Source organism: Pseudomonas sp. Con_6 (genome assembly GCF_059379395.1).
Map to the genome: position 1 here is coordinate 6,421,607 of NZ_CM182011.1, position 26,334 is coordinate 6,447,940.

General features: G+C 65.9%; 18 protein-coding genes. 14 read left to right on the plus strand and 4 right to left on the minus strand.

The annotated features are described in order from the left end of the window. Positions 1 to 22 precede the first annotated feature (22 nt). From AC5QPF_RS29055 to AC5QPF_RS29065, 3 genes are all read right to left on the minus strand, one after another. The gene (locus AC5QPF_RS29055; RefSeq protein WP_494961032.1) at positions 23 to 706 is read right to left on the minus strand and encodes a Slam-dependent surface lipoprotein; all 684 of its coding nucleotides are present in this window, start codon (positions 704 to 706) and stop codon (positions 23 to 25) included. A gap of 198 nt (positions 707 to 904) precedes the next feature. Further along, a complete protein-coding gene (locus AC5QPF_RS29060) occupies positions 905 to 4,021 on the minus strand; it encodes a TonB-dependent receptor domain-containing protein (RefSeq protein WP_494961033.1) in 3,117 nt (1,038 codons plus the stop codon). Between the two features lie 173 nt (positions 4,022 to 4,194). Beyond that, positions 4,195 to 5,157 carry a helix-turn-helix domain-containing protein gene (locus AC5QPF_RS29065; protein ID WP_494961034.1) on the minus strand — a complete coding sequence of 321 codons (963 nt, stop codon included), beginning with the start codon at positions 5,155 to 5,157 and terminating at the stop codon, positions 4,195 to 4,197. A gap of 158 nt (positions 5,158 to 5,315) precedes the next feature. Here AC5QPF_RS29065 and AC5QPF_RS29070 point away from each other — a divergent pair, with 158 nt between their 5' ends. The 14 genes from AC5QPF_RS29070 (at position 5,316) to AC5QPF_RS29135 (ending at position 24,271) form a co-directional block, all read left to right on the plus strand. Continuing rightward, a complete protein-coding gene (locus AC5QPF_RS29070) occupies positions 5,316 to 6,362 on the plus strand; it encodes a methyltransferase domain-containing protein (protein WP_494961035.1) in 1,047 nt (348 codons plus the stop codon). 4 nt (positions 6,363 to 6,366) lie between these two features. Further along, positions 6,367 to 7,647: an MFS transporter gene (locus tag AC5QPF_RS29075; RefSeq protein ID WP_494961036.1), complete on the plus strand. Its 1,281-nt coding sequence runs from the start codon at positions 6,367 to 6,369 to the stop codon at positions 7,645 to 7,647. After that, positions 7,644 to 10,016, plus strand: coding sequence for a decarboxylase (locus AC5QPF_RS29080; protein WP_494961037.1), 2,373 nt, complete (start codon positions 7,644 to 7,646; stop codon positions 10,014 to 10,016). Before AC5QPF_RS29075 ends, AC5QPF_RS29080 begins: the two co-directional genes overlap by 4 nt. Further along, positions 10,016 to 12,535: a prodigiosin MAP biosynthesis aminotransferase PigE gene (pigE, locus tag AC5QPF_RS29085; RefSeq protein ID WP_494961038.1), complete on the plus strand. Its 2,520-nt coding sequence runs from the start codon at positions 10,016 to 10,018 to the stop codon at positions 12,533 to 12,535. Before AC5QPF_RS29080 ends, pigE begins: the two co-directional genes overlap by 1 nt. A gap of 176 nt (positions 12,536 to 12,711) precedes the next feature. Continuing rightward, a complete protein-coding gene (moeB, locus tag AC5QPF_RS29090; protein ID WP_494961039.1) occupies positions 12,712 to 13,884 on the plus strand; it encodes a molybdopterin-synthase adenylyltransferase MoeB in 1,173 nt (390 codons plus the stop codon). A gap of 10 nt (positions 13,885 to 13,894) precedes the next feature. After that, positions 13,895 to 14,305: a Mov34/MPN/PAD-1 family protein gene (locus tag AC5QPF_RS29095; RefSeq protein ID WP_494961040.1), complete on the plus strand. Its 411-nt coding sequence runs from the start codon at positions 13,895 to 13,897 to the stop codon at positions 14,303 to 14,305. A gap of 23 nt (positions 14,306 to 14,328) precedes the next feature. Further along, positions 14,329 to 14,601, plus strand: a complete 273-nt coding sequence (locus tag AC5QPF_RS29100) for a MoaD family protein (RefSeq protein ID WP_494961041.1) — start codon at positions 14,329 to 14,331, stop codon at positions 14,599 to 14,601. 82 nt (positions 14,602 to 14,683) lie between these two features. Further along, positions 14,684 to 16,483 carry a CoA transferase gene (locus AC5QPF_RS29105; RefSeq protein ID WP_494961042.1) on the plus strand — a complete coding sequence of 600 codons (1,800 nt, stop codon included), beginning with the start codon at positions 14,684 to 14,686 and terminating at the stop codon, positions 16,481 to 16,483. Next, a complete protein-coding gene (locus AC5QPF_RS29110) occupies positions 16,480 to 18,129 on the plus strand; it encodes an AMP-binding protein (protein ID WP_494961043.1) in 1,650 nt (549 codons plus the stop codon). Before AC5QPF_RS29105 ends, AC5QPF_RS29110 begins: the two co-directional genes overlap by 4 nt. Positions 18,130 to 18,132: 3 nt before the next feature. After that, positions 18,133 to 19,326, plus strand: coding sequence for an acyl-CoA dehydrogenase family protein (locus AC5QPF_RS29115; protein WP_494961044.1), 1,194 nt, complete (start codon positions 18,133 to 18,135; stop codon positions 19,324 to 19,326). Continuing rightward, the gene (locus AC5QPF_RS29120; protein WP_494961045.1) at positions 19,323 to 20,501 is read left to right on the plus strand and encodes an MFS transporter; all 1,179 of its coding nucleotides are present in this window, start codon (positions 19,323 to 19,325) and stop codon (positions 20,499 to 20,501) included. The genes AC5QPF_RS29115 and AC5QPF_RS29120 overlap by 4 nt, the downstream gene beginning before the upstream one ends. Then, positions 20,485 to 21,543, plus strand: coding sequence for a glucuronyl hydrolase (locus AC5QPF_RS29125; RefSeq protein ID WP_494961046.1), 1,059 nt, complete (start codon positions 20,485 to 20,487; stop codon positions 21,541 to 21,543). Before AC5QPF_RS29120 ends, AC5QPF_RS29125 begins: the two co-directional genes overlap by 17 nt. A 149-nt stretch (positions 21,544 to 21,692) precedes the next feature. Continuing rightward, positions 21,693 to 22,706: an extracellular solute-binding protein gene (locus tag AC5QPF_RS29130; protein ID WP_494961047.1), complete on the plus strand. Its 1,014-nt coding sequence runs from the start codon at positions 21,693 to 21,695 to the stop codon at positions 22,704 to 22,706. Then, on the plus strand, positions 22,706 to 24,271 hold the full coding sequence (locus AC5QPF_RS29135; protein WP_494961048.1) for an ABC transporter permease subunit: 1,566 nt from the start codon (positions 22,706 to 22,708) through the stop codon (positions 24,269 to 24,271). The genes AC5QPF_RS29130 and AC5QPF_RS29135 overlap by 1 nt, the downstream gene beginning before the upstream one ends. Here AC5QPF_RS29135 and AC5QPF_RS29140 read toward each other — a convergent pair whose 3' ends face one another. Beyond that, positions 24,272 to 26,206, minus strand: coding sequence for a methyl-accepting chemotaxis protein (locus AC5QPF_RS29140; RefSeq protein ID WP_494961049.1), 1,935 nt, complete (start codon positions 26,204 to 26,206; stop codon positions 24,272 to 24,274). Between the last annotated feature and the right edge of the window lie 128 nt (positions 26,207 to 26,334).

Here is a 26,334-nt window from a genome sequence, read left to right on the forward strand (position 1 = left end):
CTCCTCCAATGACGCGAGGGTGTTACTGCTTGGCGCCGCCGAAGGCGACCTTGGTGCCGGTAGTGGTGTAGATACCCGCCAGGGCTTCGGCGTTGGCACCGTAGAACTGGCCCTGGATGTTGGTGCCACGAGCGAACGAACCGTTCGAGGCAATGGTGGTGCCCGCAAAGTTGATGGAACCCACGGTACCGGTGATGGAACCGCTACCCGCACCGTAGTTGGCGGTCAGCACGCCCGAGGTGACGCCAGCAGCGGTACCCGGGTTGTACTGGTTGATACCGACCACGTTGTACTTGGCGTTGACCAGGGTTGGCATGCTGGTGGTCGGGTTCTCGCCGACGAACCAGACGGTGCGGTCGGAGCTGGACATGTTGAGGTCGGTGCTATTGGTTGGTTGGGTACCGGTCTTGGCTGGCGCCCACTCGCCGAAGTAGACCTCGGAACCCGATACCTTGGCGATCACCTCGCCACCAAATTGCGGGTAGCCTGGAGAAGGCGCGGCTATCTGGCGGTAGGCGTAAACCTCGGTGTTGTAGGTAACCAGGTTCTTCCAGGTTTCCGAAGTGGTGACGCCGTTGAGCGGGTTGACGATATGCGCCGACGTCGTGCCATAGCCGCTCAGCACCGCATTTGTCTGGGCGATCGGACCGGCTTTGAAGCTGACGACAGCTCCGGTATTGGCAATACCGCCGGTAGTAGTCGGCATCGCGATACCCGCAGTTCCTACAGCCATCATGTTCGAGGCAGCAGCCTTGACATAATCGGAAGAGGATCCTCCGCTGACAGTCGCAGCAAATGCACCAGAAGTCGCAAGGGACAACGCAGTCACTACAAACAGTTTTTTCACAACGATCTCCTTGTCATAAGTTTGAACAACACTGTTTTTACGAAAACAGCAAAAAATCTAGAATCGCGCGGTGAGCCCCAGTTTGAGGGTGCGGCCTGGAGCAGGCATTACCGTTCGGGATAGCGGGTCGAGGTAATAGCGGTTGGTAATGTTGTTGACGCCAATATCAACATCGAGGTGTTCATTGACATGCAAGGTGGCGTAACTGTCGAACACCCAGATTGGATGCCATTCGTAGGGTTGGTTGACTCCCTGGACGAAGTTGAGGTTTTGATCGATCCACTTCTGCTCTTCCTTATTCTTGGCGCTACTGTGATAGACCATGCGCCCACCGACCTCGAGCTTTTCGTCAAACAACCGCACACCACCGTCCAGATTGATAGAGTATTGCGGTTGCAGGCTTGTCCGGGAAAATGTCGTCGGGAAGCCACCGGTAACGCACTCATCGACCGCTTTCCCATAGTAAGGATCAAGCGTATTGGCCATGTCCTTGTCGCAGAGTTTTTGATCAAGGCGATAACTGATAGCAAAGTTTGAATAGTAAACCCCGGTATCGAACCTGCTCTGAAGCTCGACACCGGACATTGTTTTCTTGTCGTACTGAATAATGTTGTAGGCAAAGTCCCTGTCTATGTAGTCGTGAATCTCGTTCTTGTAGTAGTTGATCCGAAAGTCGGCATTGCGCCATTCAGGAGCGAGGGACCGCAGATCATGCACATAACCAAACTCCCAGTTAAAGGCATGCTCAGGCCGAGGCGAACTCTGGATAAGCCCGATGCCCGTGGCCGAAAAAGTCTGCGCTTCTTCATAAAGGGTAGGAAACCGTACAAACTCGGTATAACGCGCATACACGCGTGCGTTATCCGTAACATGCAGCGTAATGCCCGCCATTGGAGCCCATGCACTGTCCTTGCGTTTCTTGGGCTTGGCCCAACGCTCCGCGTCGCTGGGCTGTTGATAGATGGGCAGCCCCATGTCTCCGCCAGCGATATAACGAGGTGCAGTCATGCCAGTGCCCTGTGCATTGGCCACTTGCTCGTCCAGATTGATCGTGCCGTTGGTGAACGGGTTTGCCGAACTCACCAAACGCTGGCCATCAGTAGGGATGTCCACCTTTTCCTTGGTATAGCGAATGCCATTGACCAACCCTTCGAGAAGGTACTCGTCAATGAGGATTTCAGTCGTTTCCTCATCCAGGCCCCAACTTTCAACCAGCGCTCGCGCGCCATCTACATACGCCTGGTTTTCCGCATCGCTCAGCATTCGTGAATAGGTGTATCGCTTGGCCACCACGGCTGCCTTGGTATCCCAGCCAGTTGCCTGCTCCTTCCTGTACTCATCCAGCGTCGTATCGAACGAGTTGTAGTCGCTGTAACGTGCCCCGGCATTGAAGCTCAGCCATGAGGTGGCAGCCCACTCGTTGTTGAACGTGAAGTTGTACTGCTCACGACGGCCGCCGCGGGGCCCCAAGTAGTTGGAGGCAAAGATGTAAGTGCTGCCGATGTCATCACTGGCGTTATCGGTCTGTTTGAGCTTTTCCTTGCTGAAGTCCCCGGAAAGGGTCAATGCCCAGGTGCCGGTCAGTTCCATGCGGTTAGAGACATTGACGCCCCAGCGATCGTGTTCGGTCATCTGCAACGCACGAGAAAACAGACTGAAACGCCCGTCGGTATTGGGCAGCTTTTCCGGCATGGCAGTCTGGCCATTGCACTGACCGACGCTGTACTTGCAGCGGACGTAGTTATCCCAGGCCTTGTCGCTCAACGTCGCGTCTTCGATGGAAAACACCTGCTCGCCATTCTGGTAGCGCTTGGCATCGCTCTTGGTCATCCAGAACCCGGCCTGCATGTCGAGCCAGCGGTTGTCTTCAGGATTCCATTTGTAGCTGAGCGAGAAGGTGTCCTGGTCGACCTCGCTGTAGGGCAATTGGAAGCCGATATTGCTGCCGGCCTCTACCAGCTTGGTGGTCTCGTTGATCAGGTACGGCATGGTTTCGCCGAACTCCAGATCACTGTGCATGTAGCTCAGCTTCAGGCTTTGCTCGTCGGAGAGGTAGAAGGTGCTCTTGAGCAGGGTCGTGCGCATTTCATTGGAGGTGCCAGAGACTTCCGCCCCAGGCTTGTAGAAGCTGGCCAGGTAATTGCCGCTGGTGTCACCGATGGTGGGAGAGTTGACTTCGGCCGCCTTGGCCTTGTCGTACCAGCTTTCGGTTTCGTAGCGCTCGCTGCCCTGCTTGCCGCTGTAGTAGTTGCCCTTCTTGCGATAGCTGTAGGCCGCCAGCAGGTCGAAGTTCTCCTGACGGGTCGCCGCCGCGATGCGAAAAGCGTTGTCCTCGAAGTCGAAATCGTTGGAGCGGGACGATTCGTGCGGGGTATACATCGCGCCGCCGCCGTTGGCGAAATAGACGTACTGACCCGAGACGTATGCCCCTTCGATATCACGGTAGTCCCGCCCGAGGTTGTTCATCCCGTCCTCATAGGGCTTTACCGAATTACTCGCCGTTTCGGTCTTGAGCTCCAGTCCATAGCTCTCCCCCGGCTTGACGATGTCCTCGGCATCCAGGGTGCGAATCTCCACGGAACCACCGATGCCGCTTTTCACCCCGGGCGTCATCGAGGGGCCCTTCTCTACCGAAATGCCGCCGATCAGGTTGGGGTCGACATAGTTGCGGTTGGACACCCCGGCAGAGCCCAGCCAAACCGAGGTGGACTGTTCGGTGCCATCGACGGTCACCGGGATCCGGCCCTCACCCTGGATACCGCGAATGTTCGGATCCAGCGCGCCGCTGTTGCGGGATTCACCGCTGTAGACGCCATTCAGTCCCTTGAACAGGTCCGCCACGTTGGCGCCCTTGTAGCGCTCGATATCCTCCTTGCCGGCGTACACGCTGGACACGTCCTTGCGATAGACATCGCTGCGGCCCTTGTCGTCCGTCTCCTCGTACTCCGCCTTAACCTCCTGCGCCTCCAGCACCTGCAGCCCCTTCTGCGAGGTTCCGGACTTGCTCATTTCCTCTTCGTAGCCGGCTGGCAGCTCGATCTCGATCGGCCCCATGTTCGGCGTGGCTGACGCTTTCTCTTCGCCCAGGGCGGCGGCGCTGGACAGCGCCAGGAGGATCGACCAGGCCAGCGGCTTGAGGCGCATGGACGACGGTGGTGTGGTGGAAAAGGACATGACGAGACCCGTGTTTATCTGTGCGTGGCAGTTTCATGACCGCTCTTCGGCGGCGAAGTGATACTACCGATAAACGCAAATGAATCTCGTTTAGATTGATATGCGAGAAGCTGAAAAATGTATGCGCGGAAGAAGAGGACTCAGCTCCTAAAGGGGACCGAGCAACTATGTCCTCAGCGCTTCCTGCCAAAGATCGACTTCGGCGCCCGCCCGAAATACCGGGTAAAGGCCACCGTGAAGTTGTTCGGGTACTTGTACCCCACCTGCCACGCCGCCTGCGCCACCTGCTGGCCGGACTCGAGCAAGGTCATGGCCTTGCGCATCCGCAGGTCGAGCAGCATGCGCGCCGGGGTGGTGTCGAACAGATAGCGGAAGCCTTCCTTCAACTTGTGCTCGTTCATACCCACGCTGGTGGCCAGATACTCGACGGTCAGCGGCGTGTGCAACTGCTCGCAGAGGATGTTGCGCGCCCGCTCGATGCGTTCGATCTCGCTGGTGCTCAGGGGCGAGGCGTTGCCGTCCTGCGGCGCCAGCAGGTTGAACTGTTCCGACAGCAGGCTGAGCGTATGAATGTGCAGGTCGAGGCGGTTGGACGGGTTCAACATGCCGGGCTGCAGATAGCGCACCAGTGCCGCGGCATGGGCCTGGGCGGCCTTGGAGCTGGCGCGGTAATCGATGCGCTGCAGGCGCCCGCTGCCCAGTACCTGGGCAGCGCGCTCTTCACCGACGTACTTGCACAAGGTCGCCTGGTCGATCACCACCCGCAGCTGCGACGCCGTCTCGTTGGCCTGGTAACGCCGCTCGCCAGGGGTGGCACGGAACGCAGTGATGGTCGTCTGCCCGGCCTGAAAGGCGAGGTTGCTGCCATCCTGGCCAATAAAACCGGATTTCCCCTGCAAACCGATGGTCACCACCATCACGTGGCCGTCATGGGGCCCGCAGGTTTCCTCGATCAGCGTACGCACCGGGTGATAGTGCAGGCGCCCCAGCGAAAGCCCCTGCTCCAGCTGCAACAGCTCGGAATAGCAGTTGCCCACATCCTCGGCCAATTGCATGCGCAAGCGCCCGTCCGCGTGGACCGAACGCTGCCGGGGGTGATCGAGGCCGAGACGGCAGCTCCCTTTCATTGTGCTCATGACGACATCCCTGCAATCGGCGAGCGGCGCTTCGCATAGGAACGGCTCCGGCTCGCATACTTAACATAAATGATTCTCATTTAATATATATCACCTTTTTCAGTGATTCGGCCACGGCCTGTTTCGTTAAGAACAAGTGGCATCTACAGGGAGTTCACGTGCCTCGACAGTCTCATCAGGATCTGACCAGCCCCCATCCCCTGCAATCGTGCTGGGACCTGCAACTCGCCGGCCTGGGCGCCGACGCCTTGCAGGTCGCCCTCGAATGCGCGCTCTTCGATCATCTCGGCGAGCCGCTCAGTGCCGCCGCACTGGCCGCCCGCCTGAGCCTCGACGCCCCCAGCACCGCCTACCTGCTGGAACTGCTGTGGAGCCTGGACCTGCTCGAACGCGACCAACAGCAACCACCGCGCTACCACAACCAGCCCCTCGCCGACCTTTACCTGCGCACCGAAGCCAGCGCCTACTGCGGCGATGCCCTGCAGTTCCGCCATCGAGTCATGCGCCAGACCGGCACCCAACTCGGCGACTACCTGCGCCACGGCGTGACCCGCCCGCCCATGACCTGCGCCGCCATCGCCAAGGCCTGGGCCGACGCCGCGCGCCTGCAGATCGCCCAAGAACAGCGCGCGGTGACCCGCGAGGTCGCCTGCGCCCTGATCGACAGCCTGCCCGAAGCCCCGCACCTGCACCGCCTGCTCGACCTCGGCGGCGGCCCCGGCCTGGTGGCCATTGCCCTTGCCGAGCACCTGCCCGACCTGCACGGCGTGGTCTTCGAGTATCCGCAGGCCGCCGATGTGGCCCGGGACAACATCGTCGCTGCCGGATTGACCACGCGCCTGCAAGCCATCGGCGGCGACCTCAATGAAGACGACATCGGCAGCGACTACGACCTGATCTGGTGTTCATCGGTCCTGCACTTCGTCCACGACCTGCCTGCCACCCTGCGCCGTCTGTATGCCGCCCTGCGCCCCGGCGGCGTGCTGCTGTGCTGCCAGGCCGAAGTGCCGCGCGAGCGTCAGGCCGCGGCGCAGGTCCTGCCCTATTACCTGCACATGCGCTTGCAAGGCCGCCATGTCCTCGCCGAAGGCGAGCTGGCCAACGCCCTGGAAAGCCTCGGCTTCAGCACAGTGCAGCAACTCAACGGCCTGCGTTTCCCGGTGACCCCGGTGAATGCGGTCATCGCCCGCAAACCCCAGGAATGATTCGATGAACCGTGGACGTATCGCCGGCCTGCAAGTGCTGTTCGGCTGGCTCAACCTGGTGCTGGCCGTGCCCAGCATTTACCTGATGTTCGGCATGCCGTTGGTGATGCGTCAGTACGGCTGGAGCGGGACCGAGATCGGCCTGTTCCAGCTCGCCGGCTTGCCGGCGGTGTTCAAGTTCCTCCTTGCCGTCCCCGTGCAGCGGGTGCGCCTGGGCAAGGGCCACATGGTCCACTGGATGCTCCTGCTCGGCGCCGCACTGCTGGTGCTGTACTGGCTGATCGGCCGGCAGAACCTGATCGAGCAGCGCATGCCGCTGTTCGTCATGACCTTCGCCATCAGCATCATCGCCACCTGGATGGACGTCCCGCTCAACGCCCTGGCGGTGCAGTGGCTGCCACGCAGCCAGCAGTTGCGCGCCGGCAGCATCCGCTCGGCGGCGCTGTTCCTCGGCGCCATCGTCGGCGGTGGCGCGATGTTGCTGATCCAGGCGCGCCTCGGCTGGCAGGCACCCTTCCTGATCATGGGCGCGGGGCTGGTGCTCGGCGTCCTGCCGTTGCTCGCCCTGCGCCACAAACCGCAATCCGAAGAAGCCGTGCAGCCGGTACAGGCCGGCTTCGTCGCCGACTGGGTGAGTTTCTTCAACCAGCCGGCGGCACGCCAGTGGACCTGGCTGCTGCTCACCGCCTTCCCCTTCATCGGCGCTGCCTGGCTGTACCTCAAGCCACTGCTGCTCGATAGCGGCATGCCTATGCAGGAAGTGGCCTGGGTGGTGGGCGTCGCCGGCGGTGTCACCGGCGTCATTTTCAGCTTGATCGGCGGGCGCCTGATCGGCGTGCTCGGCACCGCCCGGGCAATCCTTCTCTATCTGCTCGCCGCACTACTGTCCCTGATCCTGCTCACCGTCAGCGTATGGCTGCAGCTCGGCCAGCCCTGGCTGATCGCCAGTGCCCTGTGCCTGGCCGCGAGCATGGGCGCGGTGTCGGCGCTGATGTTCGGCCTGACCCTGTTCTTCAGCCGCCGCCAGCGCACCGCCAGCGACTACGGCCTGCAATCGAGCCTGTTCGTCATCACCCGCCTCGCCGCCCCAGTGGCCGCCGGACTATTGCTGGACCGCCTGGGCCAGGCCGGCATGCTCGCCTGCCTCAGCGCCGGTCTGCTGCTCGCCCTGCTCCTGGCCTGGCGGGTGCGCCACAGCATCGCCGGCAGCGCCGAGGCACTGCTGACCAAAGAACATCACGCCGCCATCGGCGTGACTTCCATCGTCACCGAGGGCAAACCATGACGCCACGTACCGTCGGCATCTGCCTGGTCAGCCGCGACCGCGCGCTGCAGGAGGATGTGCAAGCAGTGCTTGACCGGCTCAACCACTGGTTGGGCCATGAAACCTCGCTGCTCAACCAGCACTGGCCGGACAGCGACCCACGCTGCCTGTATCGCCAGGTCGCCGGCCAGGCCGAGGCCTATGTCCGCGAGCACACCAGGGGCCAGCAGCTGTACCTCGACCTGCAGGTCTTCGCCGATGCCGAAGATGCCCGCCAGGCCCTGGTCAGCGCCGACAGCGACAGTGACTACGTGCTGTTCGACAGCCGCCACCTCGATGCCCTGCCCGACGCCGATCCGCTGGTCGAGCTGCTCGCCGCCCAGCCCGAGGCCAAGCGCTCGCCCGCCTCGGCCCTGCTGCTGTGCGCCGAAGCGCAACTGAGCCACTGGCTCGGCCGCCTCGGCGGCAACCGCCTGCTGCGCGTACCCCACGGCGCCGAGGCGCTGCGCCGCGCCGACCTGTTGCGCCTGTTCATCGATCACCTGGAACACGCCTACTTCAATCGCCTGCTGGCACGCACGACGTTGCAGTCCGACGAGCCGGTCGCCCTCGCCCGGGATATCCAGCAGCGCATGGACGCGCGCTGGGGCGAGCAGTGGGACTGCCATTTCTTCACCGGTTCCATGGTCTCCGGCTTCATCGATTCCATGGGCGCCCTGCTGCGCGACAGCGGCCGCGGCTTCTCCACCGCCAGCAACGAACACGCCCTGGCGGTGAGTGCCCTGGCCGGCTGGCAGTTGTACCGCCGCGCCTACGTGATCGTCATGACCTCGGGCATGCTCGACGAACTGCGCGGCACCCTGGCCAACCTCAAGCGTGCCGGGGCCCCGGGGCTGGTGGTCTGCGCCGATTCGCCGGAGTCGGTGTGGTTCGCCTTCCAGGGCACCCTCGATCAGGACAACGACGGCCACCGGGTGATCGCCGCACGTGGCCTGTGGCAGCAGTTCATCCGCCGCCCGGAAGATGCCTGTGCCAGCGTCGAAGCCGCCTTCGCCGCCCTCGATGAAAGCCCGGCGCCGACCTTCCTGTTTGCCACCCAGGGAGTGCTGGAATCCCGCGTGCAGGCCGAACCACAGGCGCCGCAAGCCCCCCTGGCGCCACCCGCCAGCGACCTCGACGACAGCCAGCGCGCCGCCCTCGATGCAGTGGTCGACGTGCTCAACAACGAGCCCGCGCGCATCCTTTGGCAATGCGGCCGCCTCAGCGAGGAAGAGCGCCGGCGCGTGCTGGACCTGGCCCGGCGCAGCGGCGTGGCCCTGGCCGACAGCATCATCGCCCCCGGCAGCGTGTGCGCCTACCAGGACCAGGAACTGGTGCTCAACTACCTTGGCCCGCTGTCCATGTACGGCTTCAGCCGGCGCATCCACGCCTTCCTCGAACAGCCGGACGCCGACGAAGGCAAGCCGTGGCTGTTCTTCCTCAAGAGCAAGATCGACCAGTCGGCCACGCCCTACTCCGAAGGCCGCCTGAAGCGCCTGTTCCACATCGTCCAGGTCAACCGCCGGCGCGAGCACATCTCGCCGTTCACCGAGGTAGCGCTGGAGCTGCCGCTGGGCCGTGTGCTGGATTACCTGGAGCCGCGCCTGAACGTGCCGCCGGCCTTGTTGCAGGCCCGTCGCGAGCGCCTGCAACGCCTGCAGCGCACCCGCGAGGCGCTGCCCAGCGACCAGATCGAAACCCTGCCGATGACGCCGAATTTCTTCTTCCATCGCCTGGGCCAGCTGCTGGGCGAGATGATCGAGCGCGACGGCTATCGCTATACCGGGGTCTACGACGTCGGCCGCTGCAGCCTCTCGGCGATGCGCAACCTGCCGCGCACCGACGCCGGATTCTCCGGCTGGTACGGCCGCGCACTGATGGGCGATGCGCTGATGTCGCTGCCCTACATCGCCCTGAACAACGAGCGCCATGTGCTGGCCTTCATCGGCGACGGCGCCCGCGCCCTGGTCCCTGATATCGAGCAGCGCCTGGCCATGAGCCTGGCCAGTTCGGCGGACGCCGCACAGCGCAACGTCACCGTGCTGTACCTGGCCAACGGCGTGCTGTCGATGATCCAGACCTACCTCGACAAGCGCTACGCCTGCCACGGCGCGGCCCAGGTCAACGTGCCGCTCAAGGAAGGCCTGCTGCGCGATGAACAGGCCTTCGGCCCGATCACCGTGTGCCGCGCGCGCCTGCTCAGCTTCTGTCCCGACACCCTGCGCCAGGCCCTCAGTGCCCCTGGTCGCCTCAACTTCTTCGACGTCTGGCTCGGCCACAACTCGGAGGGCGACGGCTTGAGCCTCGTCTCCGAGACGGCCTGGAGCCGCCTCAACGCAGAGAGCCATTGATGAAATTCGGATTCATTGCCCACCCTACGTCCACCGGCCTGCTGCACCAGGTCAAGCTGATCGACCTGCTCGACCGCACCCTGGAAGAACAGGCCTGGGGCTACGACCCGGAGCGCTGGCGCCAGCGCAACCTGGTGCCCTTCGTCGACTTCGGGCGCATCGTCAGCGCCTGCGGCGCCGAGTGCTCGGGCATCCTGCAGTTCATGCCGCTGACCGCCGAGCAGATGCTGCGCCAGCCGCGGGCCATCACCGAACGCGTGCTGCAAGGCGTCAACACCCTCAAGGCGGAAGGCGCGGACCTGGTCGGCCTTGGCGGCTTCACCGCCATCGTCGGCAACCGTGGCCTGGCCACCATGGAGCAGGCCGAGGTCGCGGTGACCACCGGCAACTCCCTCACCGCCTACGCCGCCTACGTCAACCTGATGGACAGCCTCAGCCTGCTCGGCGTCGCCCCGGAAAACGCCGAAGTCGCGATACTCGGCTACCCCGGTTCGATCGCCCTGGCCGCCGCGCGCCTGCTCGCCGAGCAGGGCTGCCGCCTGCGCCTGGTACACCGTGGCAACCAGCGCCAGGCCGAAGCGCAACTGGAATACCTGCCGGCGCAGTACCACCGCCAGGTCAGCCTGCACGACAGCATCGAGGACTGCTACGCCAGCGTGCGCTTCTACGTCGCCGCCACCTCCAGCGGCGGCCTGATCGACCCGCGCAAGCTGCTGCCCGGCTCGGTGGTGATCGACGCCGCGCTGCCCAAGGACGTCATGGACGTACCCCACAACCGCCGCGACATCCTCCTGGTGGACGGTGGCCTGGTCTCGGCCAGCCCGGCGGTGCACCTGGGTATGCGCACCATGGGCCTGGAGCCCAAGCGCAGCATGAACGGCTGCCTCGCCGAAACCATGATCCTGGCCCTGGAAGGCCGCGCCGAGCCATTCTCCATCGGTCGCGAGCTGCCGGTGGAAAAGGTCCTGGAAATAGGCGCCATCGCCGCCCGCCATGGCTTCACCCCGTCGCCGATGGCCGCCGCCGGCGAAGCCCTGCATGCCGACGACTTCGGCCGCCTGCGTCGTCATCACCATGGCCAGCGTCCCGCCGTCGCCAGCGACGCCCGCCACGACCCACAGCACCTACGCCGCGAAGTGCTGAACAACTTCGGCGAGCACATCAACCCGGTGCTGCGCGAGTTCTACCAGTTCAACCATATCGAGCGGGTGTTCAGCCATGGCGAAGGCTGCTGGCTGACCGATCTCGACGGCCGCCGCTACCTGGACTTCGTGGCCGGCTACGGCTGCCTCAACACCGGGCACAACCACCCGGCCATCAGCCAGGCCCTGCAACGCTACCTGCAGGAGCAGTTCCCGACCTTCATCCAGTACCTGTCCGCGCCACTGCACGCCAGCCTGCTGGCCAAGCGCCTGGCAGACCTGGCACCAGGCGGACTGTCACGGGTGTTCTTCAGCAACTCCGGGACCGAGGCGGTGGAAGCCGCGCTCAAGCTGGCCCTGGCCGCCAGCGACAAGCGCACCGTGCTGTATTGCGACAACGGCTACCACGGCAAGACCCTTGGCGCCCTCTCGGTCACCGGCCGGGCCAAGCACCGCACGCCGTTCGAGCCGCTGCTGCCGAACTGCGACAGCCTGCCCTTCGGCGACCTCGACGCCCTGCGCCAGCGCCTGGAGCAGGACGACGTGGCGGCGCTGATCATCGAACCGATCCAGGGCGAAGGGGGCGTGATCCTGCCGCCGGAAGGTTACCTGGCCGGGGTCCGCGCGCTGTGCGACGAGTTCGACTGCCTGTGGATCCTCGACGAGATCCAGACCGGCCTGGGCCGTACCGGCAAACTGTTCGCCTGCGAATGGGACGACACCGCGCCGGACATCATGGTCCTGTCCAAATCGCTGTCCGGCGGCCTGGTGCCGATCGGCGCGACCCTGTCCCGCGAGTCCGTGTGGAAGCGTGCCTATGGCGACATCGACACCTTCGCCCTGCACACCTCGACTTTCGGCGGCGGCAACTTCGCCGCAGCGGCGGCCCTGGCGGCGCTGGACGTGCTGGAGCACGACGGCCTGATGAACAACGCGGCGCAGGTCGGCGCGCACCTGCAGCAGGGGCTCAAGGAGATCGCCGGGCGCTATCCGTTCATCAAGGCGGTGCGCGGGCGTGGGCTGATGCTGGCCATTGAGTTCCACAACAGCATGGCCGGTGGGCTGGAAGCGCTGGTGCGGGAGATGGCCGGACGCATTCCGGGGCAGGCGGCGGCCACCTGGCGCATGCTCTCGGGCAAGGCGCGGCGGCATCTGGAAGCGGCGATGGAAGAGCTGGAGCAGAGCCTGGAAGACATGTTCGTCCTGCGCCTGATGACCAAGCTGTCGGAGGAGCACGGCATCCTCACCTTCGTCACCGCCAACAACAACCGGGTGATGCGTATCCAGCCGCCGCTGGTGCTCAGTGTTGCCGAGGCTGATCGCTTCCTCGGGGCGTTCGCGGCGGTGTGCGAGGACCTGGCAACATTCGAGTCCTGAGTCGACGGTTCCGGCCTCATCGCTGGCAAGCCAGCGATGAGGCCGGAACAACCACAGCGAATCTCATAGTTTTTCCGCGCCCTTCCATACGAATCCCCCGTTCTGGCGGATTGAAACCTCTCCTTACACAATTGAAAATAATTCCGGTTCGTATCTACTGAATGGAAGAAAGCGATATGACTTTACCGCCGCTGGTAGAACCCGGTGCCGAGCTGACGCGCGAGGAAGTGAACCGCTACAGCCGCCACCTGCTCATCCCCAACATGGGTGTCACCGGACAACGCCGCCTGAAGAACGCCAAGGTGCTGGTCATCGGCGCCGGCGGACTGGGCTCGCCCACCCTGCTCTACCTCGCCGCCGCCGGTATCGGCACCCTCGGCGTGATCGACTTCGACCGGGTCGACGAATCCAATCTGCAACGCCAGGTGATCCACACCGTGGACAGCATCGGCGACCTCAAGGTGGAAAGCGCCCGCCAGGCCATCGCCCGCCTCAACCCGCTGGTCAAGGTGATCACCCACAGCGATCGCCTCGAACCGGAGATGGCCGTGGAGCTGTTCTCCAGATACGACCTGATCCTCGACGGCACCGACAACTTCGCCACCCGCTACCTGGTCAACGATGCCTGCATCCTCGCGGACAAGCCGTATGTCTGGGGCTCGATCTTCCGCTTCGAAGGCCAGGCCTCGGTGTTCTGGGAAAACGCCCCGGACAACCGCGGCCTCAACTACCGCGACCTGTACCCGGAGCCACCACCACCGGAACTGGCCCCGTCCTGCTCCGAAGGCGGCGTGCTCGGCGTGCTGTGCGCGGCCATCGCCTCGATCATGGCCACCGAGGCGATCAAGCTGCTGACCGGCATCGGTGATCCGCTGCTGGGGCGTCTGATGGTCTACGACGCCCTGGAAATGAGCTACCGCGAACTGCCGATCCGCCGCCTGCCGAAGCGCCACTCGGTCACCGCGCTGTCCGACTACCAGGCCTTCTGCGGCCTCAACCGCCCCGCCCCGGTCAACGAGATCGAGGTGCCGCTGATCAGCGCCCTGCAACTCAAGTCGCTCAAGGACGGCGGCAAGCCCCCGGTGATCATCGATGTCCGCGAGCAGACCGAATGGGACATCGTGCGCATCGAAGGCGCCCTGCTCATGCCGAAGTCGGCGGAGGTCGCACAACAGATCCTCGAGCGTTTCGGCCACGACACCGAGCTGGTCATCACCTGCAAGTCGGGCATGCGCTCCAGGGCGGTCTCCACCGACCTGCGCAAGCTCGGCCTGGACAAGGTACGCAACCTCGAAGGCGGCGTGCTGGCCTGGGTCCGCGACGTCGAGCCGGCGCTGCCGACCTACTGAGGACCCGGCCATGCCCCTGCGCATCACTCGCGCCGCCCTGGACCGGATCCTCCACCAGGCGGCCGTCGAACACCCGCTGGAAGCCTGTGGACTGATCGCCGCGCCGAGCGCGGAGCCGGTCGCCACGCGGGTGATCCCGATGCGCAACCAGGCCGCGTCCGAAGACTGGTTCAGCTTCGATCCGCGCGAGCAACTGCGCGTGTGGAACGAACTGGACGAACGCGACGAGGAATGCCGCGTGCTCTATCACTCGCACACCGCCAGCGAAGCCTGGCCGAGCCGCGACGATATCGCCCACGCCCAGGACCCGGCGCTGCACTATCTGATCCTGTCCACCTGGCCCGGCGCCAGGCACCGGGTTCGCAGCTTCCGCATCGTCGAAGGCCGCGTATTCGAAGAACAGCTGTCCATCCAGGAATGAGACATCAACCAAAGGAGATTCACATGTCGGTTTCAGTCATGGTTCCAACCCTGCTGCGTCCGCTCACCGATGGCCAGAAGAAGGTCGAGGCGCAAGGCGAGACGGTAGGCCACGTCATCGACCACCTCGACAGCCGCTACCCGGGCATCAAGGCCCGCCTGGTGCACGAGGACGAGGTGCACCGCTTCGTCAACATCTACGTCAACGACGATGACATCCGCTTCGCCGCCGGCCTGGCCACCAGCATCGCGCCGGGCGACAAGCTGACCGTACTGCCTGCCGTCGCCGGCGGCTGAGGCCAGAACGCCGTTTCGCGATCCACGCCCCGCGAAACGGCCCGCACCACCCGGACTCCGATCCACCTCCGAGGTATCCATCATGTCCCGAATCCTGGATGACGCCAGCCTGAGCTGGCGCAGCGGCCCCTGCCTGCCCGCCTGGCAGGGCCTGGGCGCCGCCCTGCAACGCCAGGGCGACTGCCTCGGCCTGCGGCATGCCGACGGCGCCGCCGATGGTCCGGCGCTGCAACTGCTGCACCCCGATCTGCAACCGCTCCAGACCCGCTTCGCCGGCCTTCCGGCGCTGCCCCTGGAGCTGTCCACCGAATTCACGCTCCAGGCCACCTGCGGTCTCATGTCGGTGCACGGCCGCGCCAGTGGCAGGCTCCAGGCCCTGGGCGTGAACTATCTCTCCACCCTCAACGCCGCCCTCGCCTGGCAAGGCAGCCTGGCGGCCGCCTTGGGCCAGCTGCGCGGTGGTCGTTTCAGTGATGTGACCCTTCAACCCGCCGCCGGCGCCCTGCTCAGCATCGGCCAGTACCTGGCCGGCGCCACCGCTCCGGAAGACGCCGAACGCCTGCTGCCCGGCGCCGACGATGCCCTGGCCCGGCCACCGTTCCTTTCCGCCGATGGCGTGCTGTTCGAACTGGAAACCCTCGACAGCCAGCCGTGGCGGCGTTTCTGGAATGTCCTCGGGGTCAGCGACACCATCGCCGGCAAGGCCTGGCAGCGCTTCCTGCTGCGCTATGCCCGCGCCGTCGCGCCGATCCCGGCCGAGTGCCTGGACGCCCTCGCCGCGCTGCCGCTGGCCCGCATCCAGGCCATCGCCGACGAAAGCGGCATGGCTCTGGTGCCAGTACGCGACCCGGCGCAACGTCGCGCCGACAACGATTACCCGATCAGCGCCAGCGCCCCCTGGCAACTGCAACGGGGCCCGCGCAGCAAGGCCGAACGCGGTGCAGCGCCCGAGCGCCTGCCGCTGCAAGGCATCCGCGTGCTGGAATCCTGCCGGCGCATCCAGGGCCCCCTGGCCGGCCACCTGCTGGCCCTGCTCGGCGCCGAGGTGATCCGTCTCGAACCGCCGGGCGGCGACCCGCTGCGCAACATGCCGCCGTGCGCGGATGACTGCTCGGTGCGCTTCGACGCGCTCAACCACCTGAAGGACGTGCGCGAGGTGGACATCAAGTCCGCCGCCGGCCGCGCCGAGCTCCATGAGCTGTGCCGCGATGCCGACGTGTTCCTGCACAACTGGGCCCCGGGCAAGGCCGCCGAACTGCAACTGGACGCCGCCGACCTGCACCCCACCCGGCCATCGCTGGTCCACGCCTACGCCGGTGGCTGGGGCGATGCCCGGGTCGATGCGCCGGGAACCGACTTCACCGTGCAGGCCTGGTCCGGCGTGGCCTCGCGCATCGCCAGCGCTTCCGGCACCCGGGGCGGCACCCTGTTCACCGCCCTCGATGTGCTCGGCGGGGTGATCAGCGCCCAGGGCATCTGCGCCGCCCTGCTCGACCGCGAGCTGCACGGCCATGGCTCCCAGGTACACAGCTCGCTGCTGGGCGCCGCCGACCTGCTCCTCGATACCCGTTGCGACACCCCCGAACCGCTGCTGCAAGGGCTGTTCCGCACCGCCGACGGCGTGCTCGCCCTCGACTGCCAGACCCGCCAGCAACACCAGGCGCTGGCCCGTCTGCTCGGCGGCAACGCCGATCCGTGCCGCCTCGACGTGCACCTGGCCCAGCAAGGCACCAACCACTGGGTCGATGCCTGCCTGGAAGCGGGCATCCCCGCCAGCACCGCCCATGAAGACCTCGCCCTGCTCGCCGCCGATCCGCGCCTGGCGCCGAGCCTGGCCCAGCGTGCCTACCGTTCCGTTCAATCTCCGTGGAGTTTCCGATGAATACTGCCGGCATCATTGACCTCGTCCCCCTGCACACCCGTCGTCGCTGGAGCGAAGACGGCAGCTACCCGAACCAGGATGTCTTCAGCCTGTTCCGCCAGCGCGCCAGCGAAGCGCCGGACAAGGCCGCGGTACTCTCGCCGGACGACACCGTCAGCTACGGCCAGTTGCTCGACGCCACCCTGCGCATGGCGGCCAGCCTGCGCCGGGCCGGCATCGTCGCCGGTGATGTGGTGGCCTATCAGCTGAGCAATACCTGGCGCTGCTGCGCCATCGACCTCGCGGTGGCCGCGCTGGGCGCCATCGTCGCGCCGTTCCCGCCGGGTCGCGGCAAGCTGGATATCCAGTCGCTGGTACGCCGCTGCGATGCCCGCGCCGTGATCGTGCCGCAGGAATACGCCGGCATCGACCTGTGCGACGTGATCGAATCGCTGCGCCCGACCCTGCTGTCGCTGCGCATCCTGATCGTCGACGGCGAGCCGCGTGCCGGCTGGTCGACCCTCGATGCCCTGCTCGACAGCCCGCCGATCGATGATGCTGCCCTGCCCAGGGTCTGCCCGGATTCGCCGGTGCGCCTGCTGGTGTCGTCCGGCACCGAGTCCGAACCCAAGCTGGTGGCCTACTCGCACAACGCCCTGGTGGGCGGACGCGGACGCTTCCTGCAACGCATCAGCGACGACGGCGCGGCCTTCCGTGGCCTGTACCTGGTGCCGCTGGGTTCGTCGTTCGGCTCCACCGCCACCTTCGGCGTGCTCTGCTGGCTCGGCGGCTCGCTGGTGGTGCTGCCGCGCTTCGACGTCGCCGAGGCGATCAAGGCCATCGCGGAACTGCGCCCGAGCTTCATCCTCGGCGTGCCGACCATGCTCCAGCGCATCGCCGCCGACCCGGCCCTGGCGGATATCGACAAGTCCAGCCTGCGCGGCCTGATCTGCGGCGGCTCGGTGATCGACGAAGCCACCGTGCTGCGCTGCACCGAGCACTTCGGCTGCGGCTTCATCAGCCTGTACGGCTCGGCCGACGGGGTGAACTGCCACAACACCCTCGACGATCCGATCGACGTGGTGCTCAACAGCGTCGGCAAGCCGAACCCGGCGGTGTGCGAGATCCGTATCGTCGATGACCTTGGCCGCGAGCTGCCCCAGGGCGATGTCGGCGAGATCACCGCCCGCGGTCCGCTGAGCCCGATGCAGTACGTCAACGCCCCCGAGCTGGACGAGCGCTACCGCGACCCCGAGGGCTGGGTGAAGACCGGCGACCTCGGCTTCATCAATCCGCAGGGCTACCTGGTCCTGGCCGGGCGCAAGAAGGACATCATCATCCGTGGCGGCGCCAACATCAGCCCGGTGCAGATCGAAGGGCTGGTCATGGGCCACCCGGACGTGGTCACCGTGGCCTGCGTGCCGGTGCCCGACCCGGACCTAGGCCAGCGCGTGTGCCTGTGCGTGACCCTGCGCGAAGGCGCAGCGAAGTTCGCCCTGGCGGACATCACCGGCTTCCTGCGAGAGCAGGGGCTGGAAGTCAACAAGCTGCCGGAATACCTGCGCTTCTACCGGCACCTGCCGCTGACCCCGGCGGGCAAGATCGACAAGCGTGCCCTGGCCGATGATGCCGCCGGCCTCGTCGAACCCGCGCGCCAGGTGGGCTGAGCCATGAGCAACGAAAACAACGAGCGGGCCCAGCGGGTCCGCCACTTCGTCGAACAGCAGATCCTGCCCCGGGAGCTGGAACTGGGCGCCTATGACAAGGCCGCCGCGGTGCTGGCCGCCGAGCTGCAGGTCAAGGCCCAGGCCGCCGGGGTGTTCGGCAACTTCTACCCCGGCAGCCCGATCACCCGCCTGGTGGATTACCTGGCTGTGGCCGCCGAGGAAGGCCGCAGCGAATTCGCCCCGGCGATCCTCGGCTGCGACGCCACCCTCGACACCTGGATGCTCGACCGCCATGCCAGCGCCGAGCAGCGCGAACGCTTCCTGCTGCCGCTGCTGCGCGGCGAGCAGGTGCCGTGCTACGCCATGTCGGAACCGGACAGCATCGGCTCGATTCCCGCCACCATGGGTAGCCGCGCCGACTGGCACGGCGATCACTGGCGCCTGAGCGGGCGCAAGTGGTTCATCTGCCGCGCCGCCCGGGCCGACTTCGCCACGGTGATCGCCCGGACCGGTGACGGCCCGGTGGGCACGGCGCTGTCGATGCTGCTGGTACCCACCAACAGTCCCGGCTTCCAGTTCATCCGCCCGCTGGCCCTGCTCGGGCGTCAGCAGGGCCAGGGCGAACTGCGCTTCGAGGAGGTGAAGGTCGCGCCGCAACAGGTACTCGGCGAACCCGGTCAGGGCATCGCCCTCATGCAGCGCCGCCTCGGTCTCGGCCGCCTGCTGCGCGCCGCGCACTGGCTGGGCCTGGCCCAGCGCTGCTTCGACGATCTCTGCGCACGGGTGCATTCGCCGCGCGGCGAGCTGGCGCGGCTGGGTGACAAGCAGCTTGTTCGAGGAAGGGTCTACCAGGTGTACCGCGATATCGCCGCCGCCCGCGGCCTGCTGCGGGACGCGGCGGACAAGTTCGACCTTGGCGTGGCCAATGCCATCGAGGTCAATCTGGCCAAGCTGGCGGCCTCGGACGCGCTGTCCGGCGCGGTCGACTCGTCGATGCAGATCATGGGCGCCGAGGGCCTCAGCGAGCTGTCGCCGTTGTCGGGGATATACCGCCATGCGCGGACCACGCACATCCTCGACGGCACCGATGACGCGCTGATCAGCACCCTCGGCCGCGACCTGCTGGCCGCCACGGCACCGGGCAAGACCTTCGACAGCCGCGCGCCGTCGCTGCAACTGGGCAAGGTGACGCCATGAAAAAGCACGTCGCCCTGGCCGCGTTGCTCACCAGCGCCATGGGCATGCCGATGATGATCTTCTACGCCCTCGGCGTGCTCGGCCCGCAACTGATCGCCGACCTGCATATCGACCGCGAACAGCTCGGCTGGCTGACCACCAGCGCCTTCGGCCTGGCGGCGCTGCTGTCGCCCTGGGCCGGGGCGCTGGTGGCGCGGATCGGCTCGCGCAACGGCTTGCTGGCGCTGTTCCTGCTGGTAGCGCTGTCGTTCAGCCTGATGGCGGTGCTGCCGGGGTTCGTCGGGGTGGTCATCGCCCTGTCGTTCTGCGGCGTGGCCCAGGCCCTGGCCAATCCCGCGACCAACCAGGCCATCGCCCAGACCGTCGATGCGCCGAAGGCGGCGCTGGTCGGCACCAAGCAGGCCGGGGTGCAGTTGTCGGCGCTGATCGCCGGGCTGGCCCTGCCGTTCCTCAGTGCCCTGATCGGCTGGCGCCTGGCGCTGGCCTGCTGGGTGCCGGTGGCGTTGCAGTTCGCCTTGTGGGTGCCGGGCCGGGTGGCTGCGCCGGCACCGGGTCCGCGTCCACCGCTGCGGGTAGCGAAGGCCAACGGCTGGTTGCTGCGCCTGATGGCGATCCAGGCCTGTGCCGGGTTGTGCCTGTCGGCGTTCATCACCTTCTTCGGCGTGTACGCCAGCAGCCTCGGCGTGGGCGCCTCGACCATCGGCCTGATGGTCAGTGTATTCGGGCTGATGGGCATTCTTTCGCGGCTGCTGCTGACGCCGCTGGGTTCGCGCCTCAAGGACGAGACGACGTTGCTCGGCGGGCTGTTCCTGTTCGGCCTGGGCACCGTGCTGGTGCTCCAGCAGGCCCTGCCCGAGCGGCACTGGCCGCTGTGGCTGGGGGTGATCGGCATGGGCCTGAGCCTGGTGGCGAGCAATGCCGTGGCCATGAGCATGCTCCTGCGCGATGCCCGCTTCGGCGGCGTCGCGAGCAGCGCGGGGATGCTCTCGCTGGGCTTCTTCGGCGGTATCGCCGTGGGCCCGCCGGTGTTCGGCGTCCTGCTACGCCAGCCGGGTGGTTTCTCGGCGGCCTGGACCCTGCTGGTGTTCGCCCTGTGTCTCGGCGCCATCTTATGCCGCAACCTGTATCGCGCCCGTCGTGGCGAGGAGGCCCGTCCCCATGCCGGCACAGCGTAAACGCCAGGCGGTGGTCAACGCCCTGTTCAAGCAGCTCGACGGGATTTCCCGGCAGTGCGGCGAGCAGTTCCCGCTATACCGTCTGCCCCGGGAGCGCAAATGGAAGCTCTCGCGGCGCGGCTCCTGGCTCGGCGGGTTCTGGACCGCGCTGTGGTGGCGGCGCGCCGCATACACCGAGCTCAGTGAGGATCTGGATCAGGCGGTGTTCTGGAGTCGCCAGTTGGTCGCCCAGCTGGACGAGCCGAGCCTGAACCGCAGTTTCGTGTTCTGGTACGGCGCGGCCCTTGGCGGGCGCCTGGCCCAGGATCAATCGGCACGGGAGCTGGCCTTGCGTGCCGCCGACGCCCTGGCTCGGGATTTCTGCCCGGAGATCGGCGGCTGGCCGCTGGGCCCCGGCATGGGCGGCGGCGACAAGGGCAAGGCGACCCTCAATATCGATGCCCTGGCACCAACCCTGGCGTTGATGCACCTGCAGGGTGACGGGCAGCAGCGGGAGATGGCGCGCAGTCATCTGGCGCTGTGCCTGCGGACCCTGCGCACCGGGGACGGCGCCTGGGCCAGTCATGCTCATCGCGATGAGCAAGGCCGTTTCCAGCGTGGCCCGGCAGGCGAATGGGCACGAGGACAGGCCTGGGCCATGCTCGGGCTGGCCGAAGCGGTGGGGATGTATGGCGGCGAGTATGCCGCACCGGCGCGGGAAGCCTGCGCATACTGGCTGCGGCGCTGGGGTGAGGCGGCCGGCAAAGGCAACCTGACGCCGGCGGATGCCGATCCCTGCGCGGTGGCAATCGCTTCGGTGGCGTTGCTGCGCTTGTGGCAGTGCCTGCCGGGGATGAATGACTGGCGAGATCAGGCCTGTCGGCAGATCGAGGCGTTGCTGTCGAGCGAGGTGCAACAGGGGTGCTTCGTTGGGCATTACTACCGGACCGGGGAGCAGGAGCAGTTGGTGGAGTCGGCGTGTGCCACCTTTTTCCTGGTCGAGGCGTTGATGACCCAGGATCGGATCCTGGCTTCGCACGGTGGTATCGCTGGCTGGAATTGAGGGTGTTGCTGATGGCCTCATCGCGGGCAACAAGGACGACATCAAAATCCGATAGCCAGCTCATGAAATTCCCGCCATCCGGCCACTTGAGAAACGATTTCGTTTACCATTGTTTCCAAATATGTAGCCGTAAGCGAGGAACCACCCGCATGACGATCCGCCGTACTCCGATTCTGCGCAGCCTGGCCATCTCCCTCCTTGGCCTGGTACTCACCGCGCCGGCCGCCATGGCCGCCGATCCTGTGACCCTGACGCTCTACAACGGCCAGCACAAGGAAATCGGCGAAGCCATCGCCAAGGCCTACGAGGCCAAGACCGGCATCCATATCAATATCCGCAAGGGCAGCAGCAACCAGCTGGCCAGCCAGGTCATCGAAGAAGGCGACCGCTCCCCTGCCGACGTGATCTACACCGAAGAATCGCCACCGCTGAACAACCTTGGCGAGCTTGGCCTGCTGGCGAAGATCGACCCGTCGACCCTCGAAGTCCTGCCCAAGGAATTCGTCGCCGCCAACGGCACCTGGATGGGCGTGACCGCGCGTACCCGCGTGGTGGCCTTCAACCCGAAGAAGATCGACGAGAAGGACCTGCCGCAATCGGTCATGGACTTCGCCGATCCCGAGTGGGACGGCAAGATCGGCTTCGTCCCCACCAGCGGCGCCTTCCAGGAGCAGGCTGTGGCCATCCTGAAACTGCACGGCCGTGAAGCCGCCGAGGAATGGCTGACCGGCCTCAAGGCCTTCGGCAAGACCTACACCAACAACATGGTTGCCCTGAAGGCCGTGGAAAACGGTGAAGTCGCCGCGGTGCTGGTGAACAACTACTACTGGTACGCCCTGAAGAAAGAACGCGGCCAGCTTGACTCCAAGCTCTACTACCTGGCGGATGGCGACGTTGGCGGCCTGATGACCATCTCCAGCGCTGCCGCAGTGAAAGCCAGCAAGCACCCGAAAGAAGCCCAGGCCCTGCTCGCCTGGATGGCCAGCGAGGAAGGCCAGCGGGTTATCACCCAGACCACCGCCGAATACCCGCTGCACAAGGGCATGGTCTCCGATCAGGGCCTGAAGCCGTTCGAAGACCTGCGTCCACCGAAGATCACCCCGGCCGACCTGGGTAATGCCGAGGAAGCGCTGGAGCTCGAACGCGAAGTCGGCCTGCTCTGATGAGCGCCGCGCTTCCCGTGGCGCCAGGCACCGGCTTCGTGCCGCGGCGCAAGCGACCTTCGATCTGGGTGGTACTGCCGGTCCTGCTACTGGTGGGCCTGAGCCTGCTGCCGCTGCTGTATGTGGCGCTGAAGACCTGGCAGGCCGGCTGGCATGAGGCCCTGCGCCTGATCTGGCGGCCCTTCGTCTGGGGCCTGATGCGCAACACCCTGCTGCTGATGGTCGGAGTCACAGTCGCCTGCGCGGTAGTCGGGATGTCCCTGGCCTGGTTGCTGGAACGCAGCGACCTGCCGGGACGGCGCCTGTGGGGCGTGATCCTGTGCCTGCCGTTCGCCGTGCCGTCGTTCGTCAGCGGTTTCACCTGGGTGTCCCTGAGTCCGAAGTTCGAAGGGCTGTGGGGCGCCATCCTGGTAATGAGCCTGTCCAAGTACCCGCTGGTATTCCTGCCGGTGGCGGCGACCCTGCGCAACCTCGACACCTCACTGGAGGAGTCGGCGCGGACCATGGGCTGCAACCGCTGGGCCGTGTTCCGCCGGGTCACCCTGCCGCTGCTGTGGCCGTCGATCCTCGGCGGCAGCCTGCTGATCGCCCTGCACATGCTGGTGGAGTTCGGCGCCCTGTCGATCCTCAACCTGCAGACCTTCACCACAGCGATCTACCAGCAGTTCGAACTGGAGTTCAGCAACGCCAACGCGGCGATGCTGTCGGCGGTGCTGCTGCTGATGTGCCTGTTGATGTTGTGGCTGGAGCTGCGGGTGCGCGGCAAGGCGCGGCATGTGCGCATCGGCCAGGGCGTCGCCCGGCGCGGCGCGCCGGTGCGCCTGCGCGGCTGGATGCCGGTCGGCCAGCTGTATTGCCTGGGCCTGGCGATCCTCGGCAGCGGGATTCCGCTGGGGATGCTGGCGTACTGGTTGAGCGTGGGTTCGTCGGCAGCCTTCCCGGTGGCGGACATCAGCCGGGCGCTGCTCTCGTCGCTGTCGCTGTCCTTGGGTGGCGCGGGCGTCAGCCTGTTGCTGGCCCTGCCGGTGAGCTTCCTGGTAGTGCGCTACAAGGGTCGCCTGGCGATCTGGGCCGAGCGCCTGCCGTACCTGCTGCATGCCCTGCCGGGCCTGGTGATCGCCCTGACCCTGGTGTACTTCGCTCTGCATTATGTGCCGGCGATGTACCAGACCACCGGGCTGTTGCTGCTGGCCTACGCCCTGCTGTTTCTGCCCCTGGCCCAGGCGCCGGTGCGCACGGCACTGACCAAGGCCGCGCCGCAGCTGGAAGAAGCCGCCAGGACCCTCGGCGCGACACCGTTCATGGCGTTCTGCCGGGTGACCCTGCCGATCATCTTCCCGGCCCTGGCCGCAGCCTTCGCCCTGGTGTTCCTCGACGCCATGAAGGAGCTGACCGCGACCCTGCTGCTCAGCCCCACCGGCATGACCACCCTGGCCACCGAGGTCTGGGCGCACACCGCCAACGTCGAGTTCGCCGCGGCAGCGCCCTATGCGGCGCTGCTGATCCTGGTGTCCGGGTTGCCGGTGTACCTGCTGACCACCCGGATGTACCTGAACCGCGCCTGATCAGGCGCGGAACTGGCCCAGGCTGGCCTTGAGCTGGGCCGCCAGGCCATCGAGGACCTTGCTGCTGGCGGTGGTCTGCATGACCACCTCGGCAGCACGCTCGGCCTGGGCATGGATGTTCTCCACCCGACCCCGTACCGCCTGCGCGCCCTGTGCCTGCTGCTCGGCCGCGCGGGTAGCCAGGCCAATGGCCGCGTGCACCTGCTCCACCGAGACCTGCACCGACTGTTGCAGACGCGCGTTGTCGCGCAGCACCAGCAAGCCTTCGCTGGCCTGGCGCCCGGCCTGGCTGATGGCCGCCACCGCTTCCTTGGCCCCTTGCTGCAAGGCACCGATATGGGCCTGGATATCGCCGGTGGAGCTTTGCGTCTTGCTCGCCAGGGCCCGCACTTCGTCGGCCACCACGGCAAAGCCGCGCCCGGTCTCGCCGGCCCGCGCCGCCTCGATCGCCGCGTTCAGCGCCAGCAGGTTGGTCTGTTCGGCGATGCCGTGGATCACCGTCAGCACCACTTCGATCTGCTCGCTCTGCTCGGCCAGGCGTTCGATCACCTTGGAGCCGGTATCCACCTGCCCTGCCAGCGCTTCGATCAGCTTGGCGACCTGGGCCGAGGTCCGGCTGTTCTCGTCGGTAGCCTGGCGAATGTCCACCACCTGCTGCAGGGCTTCCTGCATCGCGCGGCTTTCCGCCTGGGCCTCGTCGGCCATGCTCGAAAGTGCGCGCAGGCTCTCGGCCACTTCGTCGCGCTGCATCGCCGCCGCGGAATCGGCACCGGCATTGCGCTGGGCCATGCTGCTGATCTCGACGCCGGTACGCTGGGCCACTTCGCCGGCTTCGCGGACGATCGGCTGGAGCTTGTCGACGAAGCGGTTGACCGCTGCCGCCATGTCGCCGATCTCGTCCCGGCTGTCGATAGCCACGCGCTTGGTCAGATCACCTTCGCCAGCAGCCAGGTCGTTGAGCGCGGCGATCAGCAGGCGCAGCTTGTTGACCACGCGGCGACCCAAGACCACCGCGACCACCAGCAGCACGCCGCAGCCGACCAGGGCCAGGCCCAGGCCGATGCGCCAACGCAGCATGGTCGCCGCCTCCTGTACCGACTGCGAAGTATTGGCCTTCATCTGCAGGGCGCTGTTCTGCGCGGTCTCCAGACGGCTCTGCAAGGTCTTGGTGCTGTCGGCGGCGGCGCTGGTCAGGCTGTCGGCCACCAGTTGGTCGCCGCTGGCGATCAGGGCGGAGAAACGCTTGTCGAGCGCTTTGAGCTCGGTATCCACCGAGGCGGTGGAGATACCCATCAACACCTTGCCGATCTCGACGCCATTGGGGTTGATCGAGGCTTCGACGAAGTACACTGCCGGGTCGTTGCGCGCGGCGTCGAGGACCTTGTCCAGCGCACGCTCGCCCTGGCCCTTTTCCAGCAGGACCTGGTTGATCGGATTTTGACGGTTAAGGTAACGGGTCAGGTGTTCACCCTTGTCGTTGTCGTAGACCACGAACAGGACGTTGGGATTGCGCTGGGCACGGCGGGCGAACTCCGACAGGGTCGGCACGTCCACATCCCAAATGGCCCGGGGCGCCACCGAGGCGAGCAGTTCGGCCATATCGTTGGCCGAGTCGCGCAGGTTCTTCTCCAGGGTGGCGCGCAATTGCGCCTGTTCTTCTTCCAGTCGCGACGACAAACCGGCGGTCAGCCGTTGCCGGGTGCTTTCGGACAGACTGCTCAAGCCCGAGCTGACTTCCTTCGCCGCCTGGTCCAGATCCGACGCTAGTTTCTGGCTATCGGCCCCCATGCGATTGCCCAGATCGGCTTCCAGTGCGGTGACCGTGCTGCGAGTCAGCACCACGGCGACCACCACTTGCACCAAAAGAGCGATACCAAGTGCCACAAAGACAGGCCGCAAGAGGCGGCTTCGTAACAATGAGATAATGGCAGACACAATAAATCCCTCTGCTTTTCGGAGCCATTACAGTGATGGCATCCCTGAAGGCAATTTCACAGCAAGGCTTGTGCCGTGGGAGGGAGACAGAAATGACAAAGGCCCCTAAAAAGGAGCCTTTGTCTTTA